The 22490-nt window shown below is 62.7% G+C and carries 27 protein-coding genes and 1 pseudogene; 13 read left to right on the forward strand and 15 right to left on the reverse strand.

Going from position 1 to position 22490, the window contains the following annotated elements; genetic code table 11:
- Positions 1 to 84: 84 nt before the first annotated feature.
- The 3 genes from KY459_01285 (at position 85) to ygiD (ending at position 3842) form a co-directional block, all read left to right on the forward strand.
- Positions 85 to 1134 carry an asparaginase gene (locus KY459_01285; GenBank protein MBW3563343.1) on the forward strand — a complete coding sequence of 350 codons (1050 nt, stop codon included), beginning with the start codon at positions 85 to 87 and terminating at the stop codon, positions 1132 to 1134.
- 213 nt (positions 1135 to 1347) lie between these two features.
- Positions 1348 to 2808, forward strand: coding sequence for an aldehyde dehydrogenase (locus KY459_01290; GenBank protein ID MBW3563344.1), 1461 nt, complete (start codon positions 1348 to 1350; stop codon positions 2806 to 2808).
- Between the two features lie 248 nt (positions 2809 to 3056).
- Positions 3057 to 3842 carry a 4,5-DOPA dioxygenase extradiol gene (ygiD, locus tag KY459_01295; GenBank protein MBW3563345.1) on the forward strand — a complete coding sequence of 262 codons (786 nt, stop codon included), beginning with the start codon at positions 3057 to 3059 and terminating at the stop codon, positions 3840 to 3842.
- An 18-nt stretch (positions 3843 to 3860) separates the two neighbouring features.
- On the opposite strand, the gene KY459_01300 is transcribed toward ygiD, so the two are convergent.
- Positions 3861 to 4625, reverse strand: coding sequence for a glucose 1-dehydrogenase (locus KY459_01300; GenBank protein MBW3563346.1), 765 nt, complete (start codon positions 4623 to 4625; stop codon positions 3861 to 3863).
- A gap of 319 nt (positions 4626 to 4944) precedes the next feature.
- Here KY459_01300 and KY459_01305 point away from each other — a divergent pair, with 319 nt between their 5' ends.
- The 7 genes from KY459_01305 to KY459_01335 all read left to right on the forward strand — a co-directional run bounded on the left by KY459_01305 (position 4945) and on the right by KY459_01335 (position 10107).
- The gene (locus KY459_01305; protein MBW3563347.1) at positions 4945 to 5724 is read left to right on the forward strand and encodes an FRG domain-containing protein; all 780 of its coding nucleotides are present in this window, start codon (positions 4945 to 4947) and stop codon (positions 5722 to 5724) included.
- A gap of 39 nt (positions 5725 to 5763) precedes the next feature.
- Positions 5764 to 6555 carry a DUF2071 domain-containing protein gene (locus KY459_01310; protein MBW3563348.1) on the forward strand — a complete coding sequence of 264 codons (792 nt, stop codon included), beginning with the start codon at positions 5764 to 5766 and terminating at the stop codon, positions 6553 to 6555.
- 143 nt (positions 6556 to 6698) lie between these two features.
- Entirely contained in the window at positions 6699 to 7334 is a 636-nt protein-coding gene (locus tag KY459_01315; GenBank protein ID MBW3563349.1) for a DedA family protein, read from the forward strand.
- Positions 7335 to 7551: 217 nt separating this feature from the next.
- Positions 7552 to 8154: a hypothetical protein gene (locus KY459_01320; GenBank protein MBW3563350.1), complete on the forward strand. Its 603-nt coding sequence runs from the start codon at positions 7552 to 7554 to the stop codon at positions 8152 to 8154.
- Complete coding sequence (locus KY459_01325) at positions 8154 to 8558, forward strand: phage holin family protein (protein ID MBW3563351.1); 405 nt, start codon at positions 8154 to 8156, stop codon at positions 8556 to 8558. The genes KY459_01320 and KY459_01325 overlap by 1 nt, the downstream gene beginning before the upstream one ends.
- A complete protein-coding gene (locus KY459_01330; GenBank protein MBW3563352.1) occupies positions 8534 to 9436 on the forward strand; it encodes a DUF3618 domain-containing protein in 903 nt (300 codons plus the stop codon). Before KY459_01325 ends, KY459_01330 begins: the two co-directional genes overlap by 25 nt.
- A gap of 452 nt (positions 9437 to 9888) precedes the next feature.
- The gene (locus KY459_01335; GenBank protein MBW3563353.1) at positions 9889 to 10107 is read left to right on the forward strand and encodes a hypothetical protein; all 219 of its coding nucleotides are present in this window, start codon (positions 9889 to 9891) and stop codon (positions 10105 to 10107) included.
- 307 nt (positions 10108 to 10414) lie between these two features.
- On the opposite strand, the gene KY459_01340 is transcribed toward KY459_01335, so the two are convergent.
- From KY459_01340 to ccmA, 13 genes are all read right to left on the reverse strand, one after another.
- The gene (locus KY459_01340) at positions 10415 to 10639 is read right to left on the reverse strand and encodes an addiction module protein (GenBank protein ID MBW3563354.1); all 225 of its coding nucleotides are present in this window, start codon (positions 10637 to 10639) and stop codon (positions 10415 to 10417) included.
- Positions 10640 to 10689: 50 nt separating this feature from the next.
- Positions 10690 to 11442, reverse strand: a complete 753-nt coding sequence (locus KY459_01345) for a L,D-transpeptidase family protein (GenBank protein ID MBW3563355.1) — start codon at positions 11440 to 11442, stop codon at positions 10690 to 10692.
- Positions 11443 to 11736: 294 nt separating this feature from the next.
- Positions 11737 to 12045 carry a helix-turn-helix domain-containing protein gene (locus KY459_01350; protein ID MBW3563356.1) on the reverse strand — a complete coding sequence of 103 codons (309 nt, stop codon included), beginning with the start codon at positions 12043 to 12045 and terminating at the stop codon, positions 11737 to 11739.
- Positions 12042 to 12365, reverse strand: a complete 324-nt coding sequence (locus KY459_01355) for a type II toxin-antitoxin system RelE/ParE family toxin (protein ID MBW3563357.1) — start codon at positions 12363 to 12365, stop codon at positions 12042 to 12044. The genes KY459_01350 and KY459_01355 overlap by 4 nt, the downstream gene beginning before the upstream one ends.
- A gap of 144 nt (positions 12366 to 12509) precedes the next feature.
- Positions 12510 to 13385, reverse strand: coding sequence for a tetratricopeptide repeat protein (locus KY459_01360; protein ID MBW3563358.1), 876 nt, complete (start codon positions 13383 to 13385; stop codon positions 12510 to 12512).
- Complete coding sequence (locus KY459_01365; protein ID MBW3563359.1) at positions 13378 to 13905, reverse strand: cytochrome c-type biogenesis protein CcmH; 528 nt, start codon at positions 13903 to 13905, stop codon at positions 13378 to 13380. Before KY459_01365 ends, KY459_01360 begins: the two co-directional genes overlap by 8 nt.
- Positions 13905 to 14438, reverse strand: a complete 534-nt coding sequence (locus KY459_01370) for a redoxin family protein (protein ID MBW3563360.1) — start codon at positions 14436 to 14438, stop codon at positions 13905 to 13907. Before KY459_01370 ends, KY459_01365 begins: the two co-directional genes overlap by 1 nt.
- Positions 14435 to 16432 (reverse strand): cytochrome c biogenesis protein CcsA, encoded by a 1998-nt coding sequence (ccsA, locus tag KY459_01375; GenBank protein ID MBW3563361.1) that lies wholly within the window; start codon positions 16430 to 16432, stop codon positions 14435 to 14437. Before ccsA (KY459_01375) ends, KY459_01370 begins: the two co-directional genes overlap by 4 nt.
- Positions 16432 to 16920, reverse strand: a complete 489-nt coding sequence (locus tag KY459_01380) for a cytochrome c maturation protein CcmE (protein ID MBW3563362.1) — start codon at positions 16918 to 16920, stop codon at positions 16432 to 16434. The genes ccsA (KY459_01375) and KY459_01380 overlap by 1 nt, the downstream gene beginning before the upstream one ends.
- Positions 16917 to 17108, reverse strand: coding sequence for a hypothetical protein (locus KY459_01385; protein ID MBW3563363.1), 192 nt, complete (start codon positions 17106 to 17108; stop codon positions 16917 to 16919). Before KY459_01385 ends, KY459_01380 begins: the two co-directional genes overlap by 4 nt.
- Entirely contained in the window at positions 17054 to 17758 is a 705-nt protein-coding gene (gene ccsA, locus KY459_01390) for a cytochrome c biogenesis protein CcsA (GenBank protein ID MBW3563364.1), read from the reverse strand. The genes KY459_01385 and ccsA (KY459_01390) overlap by 55 nt, the downstream gene beginning before the upstream one ends.
- Complete coding sequence (locus KY459_01395; GenBank protein ID MBW3563365.1) at positions 17755 to 18447, reverse strand: heme exporter protein CcmB; 693 nt, start codon at positions 18445 to 18447, stop codon at positions 17755 to 17757. The genes ccsA (KY459_01390) and KY459_01395 overlap by 4 nt, the downstream gene beginning before the upstream one ends.
- On the reverse strand, positions 18444 to 19148 hold the full coding sequence (gene ccmA / locus KY459_01400; protein ID MBW3563366.1) for a heme ABC exporter ATP-binding protein CcmA: 705 nt from the start codon (positions 19146 to 19148) through the stop codon (positions 18444 to 18446). Before ccmA ends, KY459_01395 begins: the two co-directional genes overlap by 4 nt.
- A 45-nt stretch (positions 19149 to 19193) precedes the next feature.
- Between ccmA and KY459_01405 the strand changes: the two genes are divergently transcribed.
- Positions 19194 to 19877 carry a nucleotidyltransferase family protein gene (locus tag KY459_01405; protein ID MBW3563367.1) on the forward strand — a complete coding sequence of 228 codons (684 nt, stop codon included), beginning with the start codon at positions 19194 to 19196 and terminating at the stop codon, positions 19875 to 19877.
- 43 nt (positions 19878 to 19920) lie between these two features.
- Positions 19921 to 20563: pseudogene (locus KY459_01410) on the forward strand (NAD(P)-binding domain-containing protein).
- A 38-nt stretch (positions 20564 to 20601) separates the two neighbouring features.
- Here the strand turns inward: KY459_01410 and KY459_01415 are convergent.
- Positions 20602 to 21174 (reverse strand): Uma2 family endonuclease, encoded by a 573-nt coding sequence (locus tag KY459_01415; GenBank protein ID MBW3563368.1) that lies wholly within the window; start codon positions 21172 to 21174, stop codon positions 20602 to 20604.
- 255 nt (positions 21175 to 21429) lie between these two features.
- On the opposite strand from KY459_01415, the gene glyQ reads away from it, so the two are divergent.
- Positions 21430 to 22338, forward strand: a complete 909-nt coding sequence (glyQ, locus tag KY459_01420) for a glycine--tRNA ligase subunit alpha (protein MBW3563369.1) — start codon at positions 21430 to 21432, stop codon at positions 22336 to 22338.
- The last annotated feature ends 152 nt before the right edge of the window (positions 22339 to 22490 follow it).

Here is a 22490-nt window from a genome sequence, read left to right on the forward strand (position 1 = left end):
ATCGCAAGCTCGCGGCTCGCCGGAGGCTTGCCCTCCCAAGCCAGATGCGATGTCTTGCCGGGCGCGACCGAATACAATCGCCGGGTGAGCAGAACGATCGATTGGCAGCCCCTCGTCGAGTACCGTCGCAACGGCGTCGCCGAGAACACCGTTCACGGCGCCGTCTCCTGGGTGTCGGGGAAGAACCTCGTCCACTCGTTCGGAGGCAACGTCGAGGTCTACGGACGTTCGATGGCGAAGCCGCTCATGATGAAGGTATTCGCCGCGGACTTCGAGTCGGCGCTGACGCCCGAGCAGAAGGCGATCGCGGTCTCGTCGCACAACGGCGACACCGAGCACGTCCGCGTCGTGAAGTCGATCCTCGCCGAGGGGGAGTGGGGGCTGATGCAGGCCCCGCGGGACGTGCCGCTGATCCAGTTCGGACGCCAGGTCCGGCGCCCGCGGCGGTGGTACCACACATGTTCGGGCGAGCACGCCGCGATCCTCTACGGCTGCCGGCTCAGAGGCTGGAGCCGCGTCGGCTACGTCTGGCCCCACCATCCCTTCTTCCAGGCGTACCTCGGGTATCTCCGCGATGTCCTCGAGGGAGAGTGGCAGGACGGCGTCATCGCAAAGGACGGCTGCGGGCTTCCGACCGTCTCGATGACCGTGACCGATCTCGCACGGCTCTTCGCGAATCTCGTCACCGAGAAGCACGACGACTGGATCTGGAGCTCGATGACCGACTTTCCCGATCTCATCGGCGGCTTCAACCGGCTCGATTCCACCATCCTCAAGGCCTGCGGCGGACGCGTCATCGCCAAGGAAGGCGCCGACGGGCTTCTCGGAATGGCGATCGAGCACCCCGACTACCCCGACGGCCTCGGGATCGTCGTCAAGATCGCGCACGGATGGAACCCGCAGGCAACCTGGTACATCGCGCGGTTCATTCTCGGCGTGCTCGGGTTCGAGTTCCGCAACCCGTACAAGCTCCACCGCCAGAAGGCCTTCATCGTTCCGGAAGTGATCCCGCCGCACCTCCAGTCGCGGATCGGTTCGATCGTGCCGTGGGACTCGTGGGACCCCGACATCGACCGCTGGGAGTTCGATCCGGAGGAGTTCTCGACCGACCAGAGAGTCAGGAGTGAAAGGTAAGAGTGAGAAGTAAGAAGTAAGAGTAAAACTCTTGGGTAAGAATAAGCCCATAAAAGTAAGAGTCATGTTACTCAGGCCCACAGGCGACGTCGCGGGGACGAGGGGTCGGGTCTGGAGTTGGCAACTTAACCCGGCGAACGTCAGAGCTCGCGAGATCAGGGCGTTAAGTTCCAAGTTCAGACCCGACCCCGTCTTCCTCGAGAGAACGAATTCATGAGCAGAGACTCCGACATCGAAATCCTCAACTTCATCGACGGAGAGCTCGGTTCGGCCAGCTCGGGCGCGACGCTCGATCTGTTCGAGCCCGCGACCGGTGAGCGGGTGGGTCGTGTCGCCGCGAGCGACGCGACAGACGTCGACCGCGCCGTGGCCGCCGCGAAGAGGGCGTTTCCCGGATGGAGCCGGACGCCGGCGGCCGAGCGTTCCCGGCTTCTTCTCCGGCTGGCCGATCTGATCGAAGGAGACTTCGAGAATCTCATCGAGATGGAGTCCCGCGATACCGGGAAGAGCATCTCGCTCGCGCGGAAGCTCGACATCCCGAGGGCCGTGCTCAATTTCAGATTCTTCGCGACGGCGATTCTCCACGAGCAGGCGGAGTCGCACGCCACCGATCAGGCCGCGGTCAATTACACGCTGAGGCAGCCTCTCGGCGTCGCTGGCCTGATCTCGCCATGGAATCTTCCGCTCTATCTCCTCTCCTGGAAGATTGCTCCCGCGATCGCCACGGGCAACACGTGCGTCGCCAAACCGTCGGAGCTGACTCCGCGGACGGCGATGCGGCTCTCGGAGCTCGTCGCAGAGGCGGAGATTCCTCGGGGAGTCATCAACATCGTGCATGGCCGGGGGCCGGAGGCAGGCGCGGCCATCTCGGGGCACCCCGAGGTGCCGCTGATCTCGTTCACCGGCGGAACCGCAACCGGCGAGATCGTCGCGCGAACCGCCGCCCCGATGTTCAAGAAGCTTTCGCTCGAGCTCGGAGGAAAAAACCCCAACGTGATCTTCGCGGATGCTGATCTCGACGAGGCGATCGCCGGGACGCTCCGTTCGAGCTTCTGGAATCAGGGTGAGATCTGCCTATGCGGATCCCGCATTCTCGTCGAGAGGTCGATCTTCGACGAATTCATGAAGAGATTCGTCGAGGAAACCGAAAAGCTCGTCGTCGGCGATCCTCTCGACGACGCGACCGACGTCGGAGCGCTGATCAGCCGCGAGCATCTCGACAAGGTCCTCGGATACGTCGAGCTCGCCCGGGAGGAAGGGGGCGAGATCGTGAGCGGCGGAAAGCGGCCCGGATCGCTTCCCCCGCGGATCGCGAACGGCTGGTTTCTCGAGCCGACGATCATCACCGGGCTCGGCAGCGAGTGCCGTACGTTTCAGGAAGAGATCTTCGGCCCGGTCGTCACGGTGACGCCGTTCGATGACGAGGATGAGGCAGTCCGGCTCGCGAACGACGTCCGCTACGGACTCTCGGCGTCGGTCTGGACCAGCAATCTCGGCCGGGCTCATCGCGTGGCTGCGCGAATCGATTCCGGAACCGTGTGGGTGAACACCTGGCTGCTTCGCGATCTGCGCACAGCGTTCGGCGGGATGAAAGCGAGCGGGGTCGGGCGCGAAGGTGGCCGCTGGTCGCTCGAGTTCTTCACCGAGCCGAAGACAGTGTGTGTGAAGCTGTAGGGAGCAGGAGCCAGGATCCAGGATTCAGGATGCAGAGAGTGTAGGGCCGCGAGGGGCGAGCGGCGATGTTCCCTGTCAGGAGATTGTTTGATCGCGCGTAGCGCGCATATTGCCTGTCTCTTACCTCTCATCCGTACGTCTTACCTACCGTCTTCATCTCTTACCCATCACATTATCTCTTACATCTTCTCACCGCCGCTTACCTCTCGTCTCTGGCCGCTCGCCGCTCATCGAGTTAGAGTATGGGGATGGGGCAGCGACGAATGCCGGCGGTCTTCATCGGGCATGGCAATCCGATGCATGCGATCACGGAGAACGTGTGGGCGACCGCCTGGCACGAGCTCGGGGCGACGATTCCGAAACCGCGAGGGATCGTGTCGATCTCGGCGCACTGGTTCATCCGCGAGACTGCCGTGACCGCGATGGAGAAGCCGGGGACGATTCACGACTTCGGAGGCTTTCCCCGGGAGCTGTTCGCGGTCGAGTACCCGGCGCCCGGAGATCCGAAGCTGGCCGCAGAGGTCTGCGAGCTGATCACAGAGGCGGCCGAATGCAGAATGAGCGAGGACTGGGGCCTCGATCACGGAACGTGGGCGGTGCTGCGTCACATGTTCCCCGACGCCGAAGTACCGGTCGTTCAGCTGTCGATCGATCGGACGAGATCAGGCCGGGATCATTTCGACATCGGAACGGCTCTCAGACCTCTCCGTGAGGATGGCGTCCTGATCCTCGGAAGCGGCAACGTCGTCCACAATCTCCACGCAGCGAGCTGGGGCAACGACGAAGTTCATCCGTGGGCAGTGTCGTTCGAGGAGCGGGTGCGCAGAGCAATCACCGATCGCGAGTTCCAGCCGCTCATCGAATACGAAGACTTCGGCAACGAAGGCCGGCTCGCCATCCCGACCCCCGATCACTATCTGCCGTTGCTCTATGTCCTCGGAGTCGCGCGCGCCGACGACGACGTTGAGTTTCCCACCGGCGGTATCGATCTCGGTTCGGTCTCGATGCTCTCGGTCGTGTTCACGAATTCTTAGTGCCTGTTGAAAACCCCGCTAGGAAAACCACGAGCCGCCATTGACGTCGATGGTCGCGCCGTTGAGATACGAGGCGAGGGGCGAAGCGAGAAAGAGAATCACGCCGGCGACGTCGGCCGGAATGCCGAGGCGCCCCAGGGGAACCTCGGCGCGAAGCTCGTCACCGCGTCGGGCGACCTCGTCGGCGGCCATGTCGGTATCGATGAAGCCGGGCGTGATGGCGTTGGATGTGATCCCGTCCTTCGCGCACGCTCGCGCGATCGAGCGGGTCAGATTGAGCAGCGCCGCCTTCGATGCGCCGTAGGAGATGTACTCGGTCTCGCCGCGCGTCGATGCGCGGGATGCGACATTGATCACGGTGCCACCGCCGTGCTCGCGCATCGACCGCATCGCGAGCCACGTGAGTTGCGCGGTTCCGAAGAGGTTGACGTCGAATACCGTTCGCCATCCCTCGACCCACTCCTCGAAGCTCTCTCCGTCGAACGGATGATGCGTGAAAATCGCCGCATTGTTGACCAAGACGTCGATTCGTCCGAAGCGCTCGATCGCCGACCCCGCGAGCGCCTGAATGTCATCGTTCGAGGCGAGATCGGCCTGGACCGCGACCGATCGTTCGGGGCCGATCGTCCGGACGACCTCTTCGGCGGCGGACCGCTGCGAACCGTAGTGGACGACGACGCGCGCGCCGGCTCGCCCGATGAGCTCCGCGGCGGCTCGTCCGATTCCGCGCGATGCTCCCGTGATCAGTACGGTGCGATCCGATAGATCGATCTCGACGCTCATGGGAGGGATGTTAGCCGATGGAGCACCGGGAACGGCCCGTCACCGAGCGACCCGTGCTGCTCGGTCTCGCCGGGTTCCTCTTCGGTTCTCCAGTGACCCCGGCGGTTCCTGGTCGTGCCGGAGACGACATTCTGAGGGTGATTCCCGGTCATCTGGAGCTCGGAGCCGCTGACCACGTCGTACACATCCTCCTCGGGGCCATCTACCTCGTGGGCGGATTCATGACGCGTATTGTCGGAACCCGACCTCCGGAAACGACGGCGTCTGAACGGGATAAGACCGGATCGCCTCGGTCACATTTGTTGCACGGCACGAAGAGGTGGATGAGATTCGTGTGGACAGCTGGCCGAGGCTCCACGAGGAGCTCTTCGCCGGATCGTGGCTGCCGGAGATCGGGCGCCATCGTTCACCATTCGTGTTTCGTGGGTCCGATTCCGCGCCGCACACGCTGAGAAGCTCCCTGCAGAAGGGTGGATTCGAGAAGTACGAACATCATCTGCTCAAACACTTCCGGAAATACTCCCGCCGAGGAACCAACGCGAGTGAATCGGCGTGGGACTGGCTTGCGCTCGCGAAGCATCACGGCCTTCCGACGCGCATGCTCGACTGGACCTATTCGCCCTACATCGCGCTCCATTTCGCGACGGCGGATCTGGAACGTTTCGATCAGGACGGCGTCATCTGGTGCATTGATTTCGCTGCCGCTCACCGGCTCCTCCCTCCGCGGATCCGTCAATCGCTCGATGAAGAGGAAGCTCGCATCTTCACCGGTGAGATGCTGAGCGGACTCGCTTCCACAATGCACGAGTTCGATACGCTGGCTGCCGAGTCGGAATTCATCCTGTTCTTCGAGCCACCCTCGCTCGATGACCGGATCGTGAACCAGTTCGCACTCTTCTCGGTCCCCTCCAGCGCCCGTCTCGAAGTCGAGGACTTCCTCGCCGCGCATCCTCACATTCTTCGCCGGATCGTCTTCCCGTCGTCACTGAAGTGGGAGATCCGCGACCACCTGGACCAGGCGAACATCACGGAGCGGGTTCTTTTCCCCGGGCTCGATGGACTGGCGTCATGGCTCAAGCGTTATTACACGAGTCGCTGATCGGTCCCGTGGTACGTCTCCTGCTTCGAGTCGGCGGCAATGCCGTTTGCCGTGGGATTCCAGCGTTGGGAGCACCTTCTGTTCCTTCACTGGGAGGTGAAGCAGGAGCTGATTCAGCGCCGGCTGCCGGAGGGAGTGAGGGTCGATACCTTCGAAGGAAGCGCCTACGTGAGCATTCTTCCGTTCCGGATTCCGGAGTCCCGGCCCCTCCTGTTCCCGCGCAAACTCTCTCCGCTGCTTCCGGGCTCATCCCTCATCGAGCTCAACTTCCGGACCTACGTTCGGGGGCCGGGCGATGAGCCTGCAATCTGGTTCTTCAGTGTCGACGCTTCGAGCCCTGCGGCGGTTGCCGGGGCGCGGCTGATCTACCGGTTGCCCTATTTCCGGGCAGACATGTCTCACACGATCGAGAACGAAACCTTCCACTTCAAATCGGTTCGCCGCACCGGTGCACCGGCGCGATGCGCGGTGTCGTACCGGCCATCCGGTACGGCGGCTCCCGCGATGCCGGGAACTCTCGACCACTTCCTCGCCGAGCGTTACGTTCTCTTCGCCGGATCCGGACGCCGGCTGCTCCGGGCACGGGTCGAACACGCTCCTTATCCTCTGCGCCGAGCGGAGGTGGGACATCTGGAGGAGAACCTCATCGAGCTGGAAGGATTCGAATCCGCCAGGAGACTTCCGGTCAATCACTATGCGGCCGGACTGGACGTGAAGATCTCTGCGCCGGAACTGGTCCGGGCAGAAGACAGGAGCCAGGAATCAGGAGACAGGATTCAGGAAAAGCCTGGGAAAGACAGAGGTTTCGTCGCCGGCTTCTCTAATCGTTGACGATATTGTCTGAAGCAGCGACCAGAGTTCCTGAGTCTTGCTTCCAGGTGCGTAGTTCGCTCCTGATTCCTGTCTCCTGATTCCTGTCTCCTGATCCCTGATCCCTGCTTTTTTCCGGCCCGCTTCCGGCATCCCGGGCCGGCATGGACTCGTGGATCGTCGACATGGTGAAGGCGATGGGGCTCTGGGGCGTAGCTCTCCTGATGTTTGTCGAGAACGTCTTCCCCCCGATCCCCTCCGAGCTCATCATGCCACTCGCCGGATATCTGACGATCGCCGGTGACCTTCGCGTCTGGCCCGCGATCCTCGCCGGAAGCTTCGGGTCGCTCGCCGGCGCGTCACTCTGGTACTTCCTCGCGAAGCGATATTCGAAGGGACGATTCCGGTCATTCATCGAAAGGCGCGGTGTGTGGTTCGCGATGGATCTCGACGATCTCGACCGGGCACAGTCGTGGTTCGAACGCCATGGGAAAACCGCGGTATTCGTCGGCAGGCTCGTTCCGGGAATCCGCACGCTGATCTCGGTGCCGGCGGGACTGAGCGGCATGGGAATCGCGCCGTTCCTTCTCTGGTCGGCGCTCGGAACATTCGTCTGGACGGCTTTTCTGACGTTCGCGGGGCGATTTCTGGGCCAGCAGTTCGAACAGCTCGAACAGTGGATCGGCCCGATCTCCTGGGTGGTACTCGGCGGCATGCTGGTCTGGTACGTGGTGGGTGTGGTGCGAAAGATGAGGAAGAGCAAGAGGGGCGAGCGAGGAGCGATGAGAGACGAGCGATGAGTGACGAGCGACGAGCGATGAGGAACCGAGAAACGAGCTCCGTCTGATTCCCGATTCGTTCGGTCCTCCGAGAGGCAGGTCCCCTTTTTGTTTGGTGTGACTCCAACAACCCGTACGAGCTCGTCCGCTTTGCCGCCGCATCATTCCCAAAAGTTATTCGGCGTGTATCTTGCTACTTATTATTAGACACATTCACCAAACGAAAGGAGAGCGAGACATGGGCTACGAAAGCAACAGACCAATCGGTACAACGAGATCCTCCGAGCTCGAGAGTGGAGGGGACGGCCGCAACCGCACGCGGGAGGCGGCTGAGCAGGTCCGCGAAACGGCGCAGGATCTCAAGGGACAGGCGAAACAGAAAGCCCGGGCCAAAGGCGAGGAACAGAAGGCGCGCGCGACCGACGAGATCCAGATGCTCGCTACGGCGCTCCACGAGGCCGGTTCGAAACTGGATCGTGAAGAGATGGCCTCGGGAGGTTTCATTCATGCGGCCGCTGATCGGCTCGACGACCTTTCGACTCGACTCGACCGTCGCGACATCGATGGGCTGATTCGCGAAGGGCGCCAGTGGGCCCGCCGCCACCCGACGGCCTTCCTCGGAAGCGCGGTCGCAGCAGGATTCCTCGCTTCCCGCTTTCTCAAGGCTTCCGCCGACGACTCCGAGTGGGACGACGACTCTCACAGCGAGATCACGAGCGGTCGGCCGGGATATGAGAGTGGCGTCGGAGCGGGACGATCGATGACCGCACCGGAAACCACCCGGCCCCGGACAACGACTCCCGCTATGGGATCCCTTGCCGACAACGAAAGAAGGCCGTAATGGAAGCGCACGATCGAAGATACGCCGAAGAGCACACCCTCGGCGAGCTCTTCTCGGAGCTGACGACTGACGCCAGGACGCTCGTTCGCCAGGAACTGGAGCTCGCAAAAACGGAAATGCGCGAGAAGGCAGCGAAGGTCGGAAAGGACGCCGGCCTGATTGCGCTGGGCGGAGTGCTTCTCTACGTGGGAACGCTGGTGCTCATTGCGGCGGCCGTCATCGGCCTCGGCCATCTGATCGGGTACGGCCTGTCGGCACTCCTGATCGGAGTGGTGGTCGCCGGAACGGGGGCCGCGATCGCACTCGGTGCGAAGAAAGACCTCCAGAAGAGCACTCTGACTCCCGAGGAAACGAAAAAGACGATGAAGGAGACGAAGACGTGGATCAGGTCACAGGTGCACTGAACAAAGAGGACGATGATCGCCGCTCTCGCGAGAGAAGCGTCGAGGACATCGAGCGCGACATTCACCGAACACAGAACGAGATGAGCCGGACGATCGATTCGATCCAGTACCGGCTCTCTCCCGACTACCTGAAAACGAGAGCGAGGATGCGAATGAAAGACACTTCGAGAGGAATCATGGACAGAATCAAGGAGAATCCGGGGGCCTCGGCCATCACCGGTCTCGGACTCTTCATGCTGCTTCGCGGCGGCAGTTCTTCGGAAAACGGCCGCGACGAGAATGAGGACTTCGCCTACGTCATGATGTGTGACACCTGTGGAGTCCCTGTGTACGAGCATCAGGGACGCAACCACGGATTCACCGAGCGGATGCAGGAGCGCGGCAGCGACTTCAAGGCGACCGCTCGTGAGAAGGGGAGCGACCTCAAGCACAAGGCGGCCGATGCGGCGCATTCGGTCGAAGAGAAGGCCAGTGATGTGAAGGACCGGGTTCAGGAATCAGCGGAACGGATGGGCGAGCGAGCTCATTCGGCGAAGACGCGCGTTCAGCAGACGGCTCGCAGGGCCGGACGCAGGACGCAGCGGAAATTCGAAGAAGATCCTCTCCTGATGGGAGCCATCGGAATCGCCGCCGGAGCGCTACTCGGCGCCCTGATCCCGGAGACCGACCGCGAGCGCGAGCTGATGGGTGAGACCAGAGATGATCTGATGCGTCGCTCGAAGAAATTCGCGCGTGAGAAGGGCGAGCAGGTCAAACAGGTCGCCGAGCACGCCAAAGACGCCGCGGTCGACGAAGCGAAGAAGGAATCGAAGCGGCAGAACCTGACCGGCGCTGGGAAAGATCAGCAGCGACAGAGTCAGAGCGCGCCGACGATCTGAACGACGAAGATTTGAATGACGGGCACCGCTGGAGATGAACCTCCGGCGGTGCCATTACTTTTTTGTGGCTCGATTAACCGGTCCAGTGAGGGGTCGAGAGCTCGAGTCGTGCTGACCTGCAGCGCAGATCACCGGAATGCTCGAGCTCGCTACGCCTTGGGGTGGCGACGATCACGCCGATCACGCGGGCACACTCTGCAACGGTGAATCACGAGCCCCCGCCCAGATTCTTCGCCCGCGCTCCGCCGGGCTCAGAATGACGAATGTTGTGTTTGCGCGAAGCGACGATCATGGACGAATGTTTGCTCTCGCGAAACCCAAACACTCGTCATCCTGAGCCGCCGAAGGACGGCGAAGGATCTGACGGCAGGCCGTGAAAAAAGTGACGAGTGACGTTCAGCGCATAACATCCCCTGTAACCTGTTGATGCGCCTGCGAGGTATACTTTCTCCATGGGTAAGCTGCTGGAGAAAGCAATCGAGGAGGCGACCAGGCTTCCCGAAAATGAGCAGGAAGCCGTGGGGGCATGGCTTCTCGCCGAGCTGGAGTCCGAGCGGCGCTGGGACGAGCTTTTCAGTCGCTCAGGATCCGCGATCGAAAAGCTGGCGGAAGAAGCGATCCGGGAGCACGAAGCGGGGCATACCGAACCGCTCGACCCGGACAAGATGTGAGATCGCGAACAACCCGGGCATTCTGGAAGCAATTCAGGGAACTTCCACGCGAAGTGCAACGGCAGGCCGCCACTGCCTATCGGCATTTTCTCGAGAATCCCCGCCATCCGAGCCTTCGCTTCAAAAGGATTCATGGTTCCGACCGACTCGTTTCAGTGCGGGTAAGTCTGGACTACCGCGCAGTCGGAGTACGAAACAATTCCGATGAGATTCTCTGGTTCTGGATTGGACCGCACGACGAATACGAGAGACTGCTATCGGGCGCGTAATGGGCGAGGGTGTGGCCGACGAACACGGATTAGATATTTCACCGATTGCGGAGACGCTCTGCTACTTCGGTCCAGGAGGACTCGGAGTCCGGATTCTGTTGACGATCTTCCAGCCGTCGATCCAACTCGCGGCGATGCTCGTTGGATACAGGAAGCAACGCGGCGCTGGCGTCCTCGGCGACGGTGTCCCAAATCCCAGTGACGAGCTCGAGCCGCTCCTCGACAGTCAGCCGTTTCGCCTCTTCGAGAAGTTCAGGACTCATGGTTCAATCCTACCTCGGAACCGAATAGGCGCATAACGATCGAGGGGGTTTCAAGGGCGAATCTCAACAGCGGTACCGTCATCCACGGCAGCCCAGATTTGGTCCATTTCCTTGTTGGTTACCGCGATGCAGCCGTCCGTCCAGTTCACGAGGCGATGAAGTCGCCCGAGAAAGGGAGCACGATTCGGGAGGCCGTGGATCATGATCAGGCCACCAGGATCAACGCCGGATCGCGCCGCACGATCGATATCCTCCGCGTTCGGATAAGAAATGTGGAGCGCACGGTGAAACGAGCTGTCCGGCTTCCGGTAGTCGACTACGTAGATGCCTTCGGGTGTTCGTTCATCGCCTTCCCGCTGTTTGTGGCCGACCGGATTCGCGCCGAGGGAAACCGGATACATCCGCAGCACCTGACCATTCCGAAGGAGAGCGAGACTCTGGTCGGATTTACTGATCACCACGCGGTCGGCCTCCACGTGCTCGTCAAGCGAATCGGCCGGCCAGTTCGCCCAAACGAGCACTCCGGCAACAACGATGAGAATCCCGACTGCGAAGAGGCGAAAGCTCTTCACTTTTTCCGTGCGGTACGAGTCGCTAACGACTCGGGCATTCAGCGGCCCCGCAGCCGATGCAATCCAACCGAGACCTCCGCAGAAGCAAACGATCGATTCACGAAGATGTTCGGGTAGATCGTTAGCAAGACCCGACCCGTCGCAGAACTCACAGGTTTGGGCATCATCCGGGCGCTTCGGCAAGAGGTCCGTCAGCTCAGGATAGCGCTTTGCCCCCTGACACAGAGCCATGTTGATGATCCGCTGATCCTCCTCGATCGAGATCTCGTCAGGCTCGTCCCAGGAGAAGGAAACGATCGTCGAGTCCGGCCGCAACGCGTAACAGCCTCCCATATCCAGAAACACCGGAAGGGCTTTCAACACCGCCGCTTGATCGCGAAGGTTCAGGGGAGGATCGGTAATCTGGATGACGTCAGCCTCATCTGAAGAAACGTATTTCTCCAATACTTTCTCGATAACATTCATGCGGCAACCTTGAATTCAGAGTAGCAGAACACAAGGTTGCAGTCCGCTCGATCGCGTTTGTCATGCGCCCCGGCGGACGGCTGATGCCAGCGCCTTCTCGACAACCCTGGGCGCACGGGATGCAACGAGGAGCAGCGCGCGCGCAGGCCCCTCCGGTTGACGGCGACCTTGCTCCCAGTTCTGAAGAGTGGCGACGCTCACGCCGATCATGCGAGCAAACTCCGCCTGCGATTTCTTGAGTTTCGCCCGGATCGTTCGAACATCTTCGGGATCGAAGACAAACTGGCGTGAGGCCTTTGCCTTTCCACGATGGATCTTTCCCGCCTCCTTAACGCTCGCGGTGAGCTCATCGAATAGCTCTTTCTTCATCGGAACTCCTCCTTGACCAGCTGGCGAAGAATCCTCTTCTCCTTCGCCGAAAGATCATCACGCTCGCCTTTCGAATACGCGAGCAGCATGTAAATCACGTCGTCAGCTTGGTACCAGTAGTAGATGACCCGCGCGCCGCCCCTTTTTCCCTTTCCCCTTCCGGAATGTCCCCACCGGACCTTCCTGAGACCGCCCGTACTCTGGATGACAACGCCAAGCTCGGGTCGAAATACGAGAGCGGCCTGCAGTTCCGCGTACTCTTCGTCATCAAGGATTGAGGTGATCTGACGAGTGAACACCGACGTCTCGATGAAGCGAATCACGAGTCAACGCTATCCGCCAATGACGTACTTGTCAACGGGCTCCGGGGATCGTGAATTCCGGCAAATGACGATCGAGGGTGGGTGGCCAGCGAACGCACGGGTCGCGTAACCACCGGGACCGGCCGGTCGTCGAGAGACGTCTCAGGGATTCTGGGGCGGGGCGGTTTCGCGACCGATTCGCTCGATCTCGCCGCGGAGCTGCTGGAGCACGGCGCGCTCCCCGGGGTGAGTCGCCATCGCCTCGTCGATGATGGCGAGCGCGCGCTCGGTCTGTCCCGTCTGGACGAGCGCGATCGAGAGATGAATCTGCGTCTCCAGATCGGAGGGATCGAGCGCGGCCGAACGCTCCAGCATCTCGATCGCAACGCCGGTCTGCCCCATCGCCATCCGGACCACCGCCTCGAGCCCGAGCGCGCGAGGATGCTCCGGCTGACGCGCAAGCACTTCCTGCGTCTGCTCGAACACGCCCACCAGGTCCCGCTGCGCCATCAACGCCTCGGCGAGAGCGATCCGCGCCGAAATGTCGTCCGGCCGCGAACCGACCGTCATTCGCAGAGCCGTCAGCTGGCTCTCCGGAGTCCTCTGGTTCATTTCGGTTTCCGGGATCGAGCCGGTGAGGCCTTCTCCCTCTTCGCGCGGATTCATCGACTGCCATGTCGCAAACGCGAGCCCGACGACGGCGAGCGTAACGATGACGCCGGTCGCGAAGCTGAGAAGCTGCGGCTTTGGACGGGCCGGCTCTTCTTCGATCGGTTCGCTCTCGTCGGGCAGCGCTTCGAGTTGGCCGAGCAGCGAGGCGAGCTCGGTCTCGAGCCGCGCCCTTTCCTCCGGCTCGCGTCCGAGGTCGACCTGCTCCTGAAGGCTGCGGGCGACCCGGTTGGCGTCGGCGCGCAGCCGGGCGGCTTCACCCGATTGCGCGGGAGTGAGCCGGCGGCTCCGGACGACGAGGACGATTCCGGCGGCCACCGCGAGAAAGGCGGTGATGATGGCCGGCCACCAGTTGATCGTTTCATTCACCTTCCGAGACTCCTTCACCGATTGCACGCGCGCGCAGTAGCAGCGGGTCGGTTTCCCCGGCGGGCTCGGTTGCCGCCTCGGCCGGCGGTTCCGCGCGGCGGCGGATTGCGCGCATCAGAATCGCTGCGCCCGCGAGAAGGATGATCAGCGGAGCGATCCAGACGATCCAGTTCACGCCGCGCCGCGGAGGATCGAGCAGCACGAACTCGCCGTACGACGTCGCGAAGTACTGGAGGATCTGCTCCTTCGAATAGCCGGCATGAACCATCTCGCGAACGACGCCGCGCATCTCGACCGCCATCTGCGAAGGGGAGTCGGCTATCGAGAGACCCTGACAGACGGGACATCGGACGACCGCCGAGGTCTCTTCGATGATCTGTTCCGCGCTTTCGCCGGTCTGCGGAGCGGATGCCGGATCTCCGATGACCTCGCGGACTTCGGGCATCGCCGGCGTGATCGGTTGCGCGACGAGCGGGACGGAAAGCGCGGCGAGAGCGATTGCGGGGATCAGCGCTTTCATTACGGTCTTCCGAGCTCGAGTCCCGCCTGCTCGAGGTAATCGCGGAGAGATTCGGGGTCGAGCGGTCCGACGTGCTTCGCGACGATGTTCCCCGAGGAGTCGAGGATGAAGCTTTCCGGAACGCCGTAGACGCCGAACCGGATGGCGGTTCGACCATGTTCGTCGATGAGGCTCGGATAGGCGGAACCGAACCTCGCGAGAAATCTCCGGGCGTTCTCCTCCTCGTCCTGATAGATGATGCCGATGAAGTTCACCGATGGCGAAAGCTCGCGAGCGGCCGAGACGAGCACGCGATGCTCGGCGAAACAGGGGACACACCACGACGCCCAGAAGTTGAGGACGGTCGGTTTGCCGGCGAGGTCGGCCGAGGAGATCGAGCCGTCGGAATCGAGCACCGGAAGATCGAACGTCGGCGAGCGAGTCCCGACCAGCGGCGATTCGATCTGGTTCGGGTCACGGGTCAGGCCGAATGCGAGGACGCCGAGCAGAGGAAGCGTGACCAGCGAGCCGAGGATGAGGACTCTCCGATTCACGCGCTCAGCTCCCCTGCGAGTGAAGGCTCGACGGCGCTCGAGTCGTGCGCACGCGAGCGGATGACGGCTCGCGGGAGCGCGGCGAAGAGCCCGCCGAGCGCGATGAGAAACGTTGCGCCCCAGATCCAGGCGACCGCCGGATTGATGATGGCGAGCAGGCCGACTCGCTGAGCGCCGGGATCGATCGACATCGTCGAGAGGTAGAGGTCGTGTGTCAGCCGCGTGTAGACGTCGGGGGTGCCGACGGGATCGCGCTGCGTTTCATACTGGTTCATGCGGGGGCTCATGACGCCGAGAAGCCGCCCTTCTTCGTAAACGCGAACCCTCGCGATGCTCGCGAGCCGGTGCGGCTCACGAACAACGTCGACTCGAAGCAGCTCGAGCGTGTAGTGGCCGATCTGCATCGTCGACTCCTGATCGAGCATCGCTTCGCTCCGTGTGCTCTGTGTGCTCGAGATCGCGATCGCGACGAAGACGAGCACGGTTCCCGCGTGGGCGAGATAGGCGCCGGTACGTCGCCGGCCGCGCTCGATCAGGCCGCGCCGGAACGCCGCGCCCCAGCTCTCGTGAAGCGACCGCGCACGCTGTCGTACGGGGACGCTGATCTCTGCGAGCGTGACCCACATCGTGAACGCCGCGCCACCGATGACGACCACGGTCCAGAAGTTGCGGATACCGAAGACTGCAGCCAGCAGGGCCGCGACGATTCCGGCCGCGAGCGGGGCTAGGAGCCGCCGCAGGATCGAGCTGCGTGATTCGATCCGTCCCCACGGCAGCACGGGTCCGATCCCCATCAGGAAGAGGAGCGCGAACCCGATCGGGACGGCCATGCGGTCGAAGTAGGGGCGGCCGACGCTCATCTGTGTTCCGCGGATTGCTTCGACGAGCAGCGGAAAGACCGTTCCGATCAAGATCGTGAGCGTCAGAACCGCGAGGAGGAGATTGTTGGTGAGGAATCCGACCTCGCGGGCTCCCTGACCTCCCTGCTCGTCGGTGGTTCGCGGCTCGATCGCGAGGAGGCCGACCGAGAAGAGAATCGCGACGGCGAGGAAGCCGAGGATCGTCGGCCCGATCTCGCTCTGCGTGAACGAGTGGACCGAGTTGAACACCCCCGATCGCGTCATGAACGTTCCGAGGATCGTGAGCAGAAACGAAACGAGAACGAGCGTCATCGACCAGGCGCGAAGCCGTCCTCGGCGTTCGAAGATGATGATCGAATGAAGAGCGGCCGTCGCGGTGAGCCAGGGGAGAAATGATGCGTTCTCGACCGGGTCCCACGCCCAGTAGCCGCCCCATCCGAGAACCTCGTACGCCCACCATCCGCCGAGCATGATTGCGACGGTGAGGAAGCACCATGCGGCCAGAAGGCTTCGCCGAATGAATGCGATGATCTGTGCGCCGCTCTCGCGTGTCATGAGAGCCGCCGCGGCGAAGCCGAATGGAATCGTCATCCCGACATATCCGAGGTAGAGCATCGGTGGGTGGACGGCCATCAGGATGTGATTCTGGAGGAGCGGATTCGGGCCCGGACCATCAGGAGGAACGGGGGAGACCGTTCCGAAGGGCTGCGCCGGTGCCGCGATGAGAAACGAGAAGAACCCCGCGCAGCCGAGCCAGACTCCGATCGACCGCAGCTCGATCTCGGCGGGAAGCGCGCGCGCGTATCGGGTCGCGACGAGAATGTAGATTGCGAGAACGAGTCCCCAGAAGAGAATCGAGCCCTCGAGCGAGGACCAGAGACTGACGAAGGCGACCCAGTCCGGCTGATTGATGGCGCCGACCTGTGCGACGTACCCGACGGAGAAGTCGCGGCCGAGAAGCGCGGCGATCATCAGCAGATTCGCGGCGATCATTGCGTACGCGAAGGTGTCGGAGAGCCGCCGGGCGAGCCGGACCGTTTTATGAGCCGGTTTTCCTCCGAACGCGACGAGCGCTCCGGCGACCGCGGCGAAGAGTGCGACGAGGATCAGCGTACGGCCGAGAAGCGCAGTCATCAGCTTTCGGGCCCGAGTCCCTTCGTCGATTCGATCAGCTCACGCGTGTCGGTCTCGGTGCCCGGCTCGGGTGCGCGGTATTCGTTGTCGTGGGATACCAGGAGCCGGTCGCTCTCGAACCAGCCCGAGCGATCGAGCGTTCCTTCGACGACGACGCCGACGCCTTCACGAAACATCTGCGGCGGGAGACCGGTGCTGTGCACTTTCGCGATCGCCCGGTTCTCGCGGTCGGTGACCTCGAAACGGAGCTCCGAGGACTGGCCGTCCCACTGGACCGAGCCGGGGACGACGAGGCCCCCGAGACGGATCGTCGCTCCGTACGCTTTGTCTCCCGCCTCCTGCATCTGGGCGGGATCCCAGTAATAGACGAGGTTGTCGCCGATTCCTCCGAGCGTCAGAACGGCGAACGCGGCGGAGGCGACGACGAGCGCAATGACGGCGAATCGCCGGTTCTGCCGCTGGTGCTCTGGTCTCGTTGACTGGTTCATGCCGGCGTCTCCCTGTCATCGTCGGGGACGTTGCGGAGCCGGACGAAAATTGACGTCGCATAGAACGCGAGCACGAACGCGGTCACGCCGTACGCGCCCCAGACGTACTCCCAGCCGCCGACGATCTGTCCGGTCACGACGTCACCTCGCCGGCCGTACGGAGATCCGGTGACGGGAGCGGTTCGTATTCCGCGGCACGCCGGCGTTTCGCCAGCTCGGCTCTCAGCATTGCAAGCCCGATCATCAGCGCAAGGATACCGAAAGCGTTGAGGCGAAGGGGGAGATGGAATGCGCTGGAGACGGTTTCCGGTGTCGACTGCACCTGGTGGAGCGAGTTCCACCATTTGACCGAAAAGTAGACGATCGGGACGTCGACGTACGCGATGATCGTCGCGACCGCCGACCAGGTTGCGCGCTGCATCGGATCCTCGACGAAGCGGCGGAGCGTGAGGATCCCGATGAAGGCGAAGAGAAGCACGGCCATCGTCGTGAGCCTCGGGTCCCAGTCCCACCAGACGCCCCAGGTCGGTTTCGCCCAGATCGACCCCTGGATGCAGAGGAGCGCGGAGAGGACGATTCCGATCTCGATCCACGCTTCGTGACGCGCATCCCACTTCGGATTCGAGGTCCAGAGCCATCCGATCGCCGAGACCAGCGCGAATGTCAGGGCGAGCATCGCGTTCCAGGCGGTCGGGACGTGGACGTACATGATGCGCTGTACGTCCCCCATGTACATCTCCGCCGGAGCGACGGCGAGACCGAGGTACGACCCGGCGAGGACGAGGAGAACGCCCGCGGAAAGGAGAAGAACCCCGTTTCGGATTGACCTTCGATTCATGCGTGATTGGCCGCGTGAGATCCGCCCGCGGCGAGGTCGACGACTCTGGGAAAAAGTAAACCACAGAGGGACCAGTAAATTGCATCGAATATCAGCAGAAGTGTGACCCATGAAGAGAGCTGGTTCATCGCATCGCCGGTCAGGGCGAGCATCGCGGCCTTCGACATCGCGAGAAGTACGGGAACAATGAGCGGAAAGAGAAGAAGCGGAAGGATCAGGGCCCGGGCGCGCGTCTTCGCCGTCATCGCGGCGTAAAGGGTGCCGGGGGCGGCGAGTCCCGCCGAGCCGGCGAAGAGGATCAGTGCGACCTTGCCGAGCCCGTCACCCGGGATGTCGTAGAGCACGAGCGCCATCGGGAGGAGGATGAGCGAGATGGCGCAGAGGAGAAGTGTGTTGGAGATCGCCTTCCCGTAGTAGATCGTGCGGGCCGTGACGGGGAGCAGCAGCATCGTCTCGAGCGCTCCATCGCGGATCTCCTCCTGAAAGCTCTCGGCGAGGGTGAGTGAGGATGCGAGGAGCAGGGCGAGCGAGAGGAACGATGCGGCGAGGTCGCTGAGCAGCGCCGCGCGCGGACCGACTCCGAAGCTGAATAGAAGCAGGGTAATCACGCCGAAGGCAGCGGCGGCGAGCCACGCCGCGCGACTCCGCCACTGTAGTCGGAGTTCGCGGTTCAGCGTCCGGAAGATCACGAGACCTCCAGATCGCGCGGATCGAACGACGACGATGCGCCGAAGTAGTGGCTCCGGCCGCCGTCGATGTGGAGGACGTGCGAGCTGTGCGGCAGCGCCCGCTCGACCAGATGCGTCGCCAGAACGACCGTCATTCCTCGTTCGTTCCATTCGTCGAGGAGCGAATCGATCAGACGGAAGCCGGGACGGTCGAGCTGCTCGTATGGCTCGTCCAGAATGACGAGCCGACGCCTGTCGTCTTCGGTCTGGAGAAGCGCGCGGGCGAGCGCCAGCCGTCGGCGCATCCCTGCCGAGAAGCCGTCGACCGGACGGTCGGCCGCCGCCTCGAGGTCCATCCGGTGGAGTGCTCTCCCGATCGCGCCGTCATCGGAAGCGTCCAGGTGCGCGCTCCAGATCCGGAGATTCTCTCGCGCGGTCAGCGTCCGGTACGAGCCTCCGAGGTGACCGACGTACGCGGTCGTCCGCCGCGCCTCGATTGCGTGCGACGGCAACGGGTTGCCGGTGACGACGACATTTCCGTGCTCGAATGGCACCGCGGTCGCGAGAATCCCGAGAAGGGTCGATTTCCCCGCGCCGTTCGGGCCCGTGACGAGAAGGGTGCCGCCGGGGGGAACCTCGACGGAGATGTGCGCGAGCACCCACTGCCGGCCGAACCGCTTCGCGAGCCCGTCGATGGCAATCGCTGGAGAGGAGTCGGACATGCGGGCAGATTGTATGGGGATAACGCAGCGTGGTCACGAGATCCGGTGACTGAGGCCCTGCGGCGTTACAATCGCGGACGAATGGCCGGATCCGACAGAAGAGTGGAGCCAGATGCGGAGAGGCGTTTTTTCGACGGCGCCCGGTTCGCAGGGGAGTTCTTCATGGGGACATCACCGGTTCAGAGGGCTCTCGATAAGCTCACGGAGCGGTTGGAGAGCGAAGGGATTCCGTACGCAATCGTGGGAGCGATGGCTCTCAACGAGTATGGCTACCGTCGAGTGACGACCGACGTCGACGTACTCCTGACCAAAGAGGGCCTCGAGAAGTTCAGACACCGCTGGCTCGGCAGAGGATACGTCGAGAAGTTCGAGGGGAGCAGGGGCCTTCGCGACACAGAGAACAAGATCGATATCGATGTGGTCGTGGCTGGCGAGTACCCCGGCGACGGCAGACCTAAAGCGGTTGCGTTCCCTGATCCCGGCGAGGCGGGAAGGGAGGGGCAGAGGGTCCGCCTGCTCCCTGTGGAGAGCTTCATCGAGATTAAGATTGCGTCGGGAATCTCAGCTGCTCACCGTCTTCGTGATCTGGCGGATGTTCTGGAGCTCATCCGGGCGACCGGAATTCCCCGCGAGCTGAGCGAATGCCTCGATCCTACCGTCCGGGAGAAGTATCTCGAGCTTTGGACGGCAGCGCAGGAAACCGATCGAATCACCGACGCCCTTCTGTAAATAGCGCGCACCACGGTTCGGCGGTATCATCGCGCGCATGAAGATGAAGATCGGTGTTCTCGGTTCCGGTGACGTCGGACGGACGCTGGCGTCCGGCTTTCTCGAGGATGGGCACGAGGTGATGCTCGGGGGCCCGTGAGGCTTCGAACGAGAACCTCGCGGAATGGAAAAAGGGAGGCGGCGAGCGAGCCTTCACGGGCGATTTCGCGGACACCGCCGCCTTCGGAAACATGATCGTACTGGCGACGCTCGGGGTGGCCACCGAGGAAGCGCTGAAGATGGCGGGACCAGAGAACTTCACAGGAAAGATCGTCATCGACACGACGAATCCGCTCGACTTTTCCGGAGGCTTTCCGCCGAAGCTCACGATCGGACATACCGATTCGCTCGGCGAGGTGGTGCAGAGGACGCTGCCCGACGCGCATGTTGTGAAGTGCTTCAACACGGTCGGTAACGCGCTGATGGTCCGCCCCGAGATCGAGGGCGGTCCGCCAACGATGTTCATCTGCGGCAACGATCCGACGGCGAAGAAGCACGTCCGCGACATCCTGGAGTCGTGGAACTGGGAGGCGAGCGACATCGGCGGCATCGAGTCGTCGCGTTATCTCGAACCGCTCTGTATGGTGTGGGTGCTCGACGCCGCGCGCGACGACCACTGGGTTCAGGCGCTCAAGATGCTCCGGTAGCACCGACCGGAAGTCCGGCGCGTTCTCAACCTGCCGGCTCAGTCGATCCAGAGCGCGGAGAGCTCGATTCCGATCGCATCGAATGGCACGGCGCGTACGACGTCGTCCCCGCTGTGCGAGCTCACAACGAGCCAGTTCGAGTCCGTGAGCCGAAAGACCTCGAGCATTTTCGCGAGCGGATCGACGACCCATAAAAATGCCACGCCGTGGGTCGCGTAGGCGGGCATTTTCCTGGCCCGGTCGAGCCGGACGGTGCCCGGCGAGACGACCTCGCACACCCAGCCCGGCGCCAGCTCGAAGTACGCCACATCAGGAATCGACGGCATCCGCTCGCGGCGCCACCCGGCGAGATCGGGAACCATCACGTCGGAGCCGAGATGAAGCTCCGGTTCGTCGAGAATCCACCATCCCCCCGGGCCTCCTCGGCCGCGGTCGAATGGACCCATGATGTCGGCTCCGAGTATCGAGCTCGCGCGGGCGTGAGGCGAAGCGGGCCGAGGCGAGGCGAACAGCTCGCCACCGACGATCTCGCCGACCAGATTCTCCGGCAGGTCCAGAAGATCCTGATACGTCGGCGCCGCCTCTTTGATCTCATCCGACATCCCCGCCATCGATGATACCTCGGTGAGGCCAGGAGCCAGGAGCCAGGAGCCAGGAGCCAGGATTCAGGAATCAGGGATCAGGAATCAGGGGTCAGAGAAAAGGCGCTGATGCAAACCGGGCTCCCCGACAAACGTATCGAACAAACGTAAAAGAAGATCACGGCTCACCCTGAATCCTGACTCCTGGCTCCTGATTCCTGACTCCTGACTCCTGAATCCTGATTCCTGAATCCTGATCCCTGTCTTTCTATAGAATGCCCGCCCATGGCAGGCGCCCTCAATTTTCAGTCGATCATCCTTCGACTGCAGGAGTTCTGGAGCGAGCGGGGATGCATGCTCGACCACCCCTGGGACGTCGAAGTGGGCGCCGGAACGATGCATCCATCGACTTTTCTCAGGGTGCTCGGGCCGGAGCCCTGGCGGGTGGCGTACGTCCAGCCCTCCCGGCGGCCCGCGGACGCGCGCTACGGCGAGAATCCCTTCAGACTCGGAAAGCACTATCAGTTTCAGGTCATTCTGAAGCCCTCGCCGATCGAGGTTCAGGAGCTGTATCTCGATTCGCTGCGGGCGATCGGGCTCGACCTCACCCAGCACGACATTCGATTCGAAGAGGACAACTGGGAAAGTCCGACGCTTGGTGCCTGGGGCGTCGGATGGCAGGTGCTGCTCGACGGCATGGAGATCACACAGTTCACCTACTTTCAGCAGGCCGGAGGGATCGATCTCGATCCGATCGCTGCCGAGATCACCTACGGAATCGAACGGCTGACGATGTTCATCAATCGCGAGCGCTCGGTCTACGACATCGAATGGGCGGAAGGATTCCGCTACGGACCGGTGCGGCAGCAGGAGGAGCTCGAGTCGTCGCGATACTGGTTCGAAGTCGCGGACGTCGAGTTTCTCTGGAGCTCGTTCGCCGCCGCCGAGAAGGAAGCTGGCCGATGTCTCGACGAGGGTCTCGTGTTTCCCGCGTACGACTGGACCCTGAAGTGCTCTCATCTTTTCAACACGCTCGACGCGAGAGGCGCGATCTCGGTCACCGAAAGGGTCGGCGTGATCAAACGGGTGCGCGATCTTGCGGTCCGATGTGCCGAGAGCTTCCTGAAGTCGCGAGAAGCGCTCGGGTTTCCACTTTGCGCCGATGGCGAGGCCGGAGTCGGGGCCGGAGAATGAACGGAGAGCTTTTCGTCGAGGTGCTGACCGAGGACGCCTTTGAGACGCCGATCCAGATGATCGCGGTCTCCTCGGCGGCCGACGCCGAGCTGCTGGGCATGCGCGGATCGCCGACCATCCGCATCGACGGCGTCGACATCGATCCGCAGGCC

The sequence above is a fragment of the Acidobacteriota bacterium genome, assembly GCA_019347945.1.
In the GTDB taxonomy this organism is placed as follows: domain Bacteria; phylum Acidobacteriota; class Thermoanaerobaculia; order Gp7-AA8; family JAHWKK01; genus JAHWKK01.

Excerpts from the sequence above, each read along its gene's own strand:
- KY459_01290 (MBW3563344.1), top strand. The coding sequence starts at position 1,348 with ATGAGCAGAGACTCCGACATCGAAATCCTCAACTTCATCGACGGAGAG.
- ygiD (MBW3563345.1), top strand. The coding sequence starts at position 3,057 with ATGGGGCAGCGACGAATGCCGGCGGTCTTCATCGGGCATGGCAATCCG.
- KY459_01300 (MBW3563346.1), bottom strand. The coding sequence starts at position 4,625 with ATGAGCGTCGAGATCGATCTATCGGATCGCACCGTACTGATCACGGGA.
- KY459_01310 (MBW3563348.1), top strand. The coding sequence starts at position 5,764 with ATGCCGTTTGCCGTGGGATTCCAGCGTTGGGAGCACCTTCTGTTCCTT.
- KY459_01315 (MBW3563349.1), top strand. The coding sequence starts at position 6,699 with ATGGACTCGTGGATCGTCGACATGGTGAAGGCGATGGGGCTCTGGGGC.
- KY459_01320 (MBW3563350.1), top strand. The coding sequence starts at position 7,552 with ATGGGCTACGAAAGCAACAGACCAATCGGTACAACGAGATCCTCCGAG.
- KY459_01325 (MBW3563351.1), top strand. The coding sequence starts at position 8,154 with ATGGAAGCGCACGATCGAAGATACGCCGAAGAGCACACCCTCGGCGAG.
- KY459_01335 (MBW3563353.1), top strand. The coding sequence starts at position 9,889 with ATGGGTAAGCTGCTGGAGAAAGCAATCGAGGAGGCGACCAGGCTTCCC.
- KY459_01340 (MBW3563354.1), bottom strand. The coding sequence starts at position 10,639 with ATGAGTCCTGAACTTCTCGAAGAGGCGAAACGGCTGACTGTCGAGGAG.
- KY459_01345 (MBW3563355.1), bottom strand. The coding sequence starts at position 11,442 with ATGGCTCTGTGTCAGGGGGCAAAGCGCTATCCTGAGCTGACGGACCTC.
- KY459_01350 (MBW3563356.1), bottom strand. The coding sequence starts at position 12,045 with ATGAAGAAAGAGCTATTCGATGAGCTCACCGCGAGCGTTAAGGAGGCG.
- KY459_01365 (MBW3563359.1), bottom strand. The coding sequence starts at position 13,905 with ATGAAAGCGCTGATCCCCGCAATCGCTCTCGCCGCGCTTTCCGTCCCG.
- ccsA (MBW3563361.1), bottom strand. The coding sequence starts at position 16,432 with ATGACTGCGCTTCTCGGCCGTACGCTGATCCTCGTCGCACTCTTCGCC.
- KY459_01380 (MBW3563362.1), bottom strand. The coding sequence starts at position 16,920 with ATGAACCAGTCAACGAGACCAGAGCACCAGCGGCAGAACCGGCGATTC.
- ccsA (MBW3563364.1), bottom strand. The coding sequence starts at position 17,758 with ATGAATCGAAGGTCAATCCGAAACGGGGTTCTTCTCCTTTCCGCGGGC.
- ccmA (MBW3563366.1), bottom strand. The coding sequence starts at position 19,148 with ATGTCCGACTCCTCTCCAGCGATTGCCATCGACGGGCTCGCGAAGCGG.
- KY459_01415 (MBW3563368.1), bottom strand. The coding sequence starts at position 21,174 with ATGGCGGGGATGTCGGATGAGATCAAAGAGGCGGCGCCGACGTATCAG.
- glyQ (MBW3563369.1), top strand. The coding sequence starts at position 21,430 with ATGGCAGGCGCCCTCAATTTTCAGTCGATCATCCTTCGACTGCAGGAG.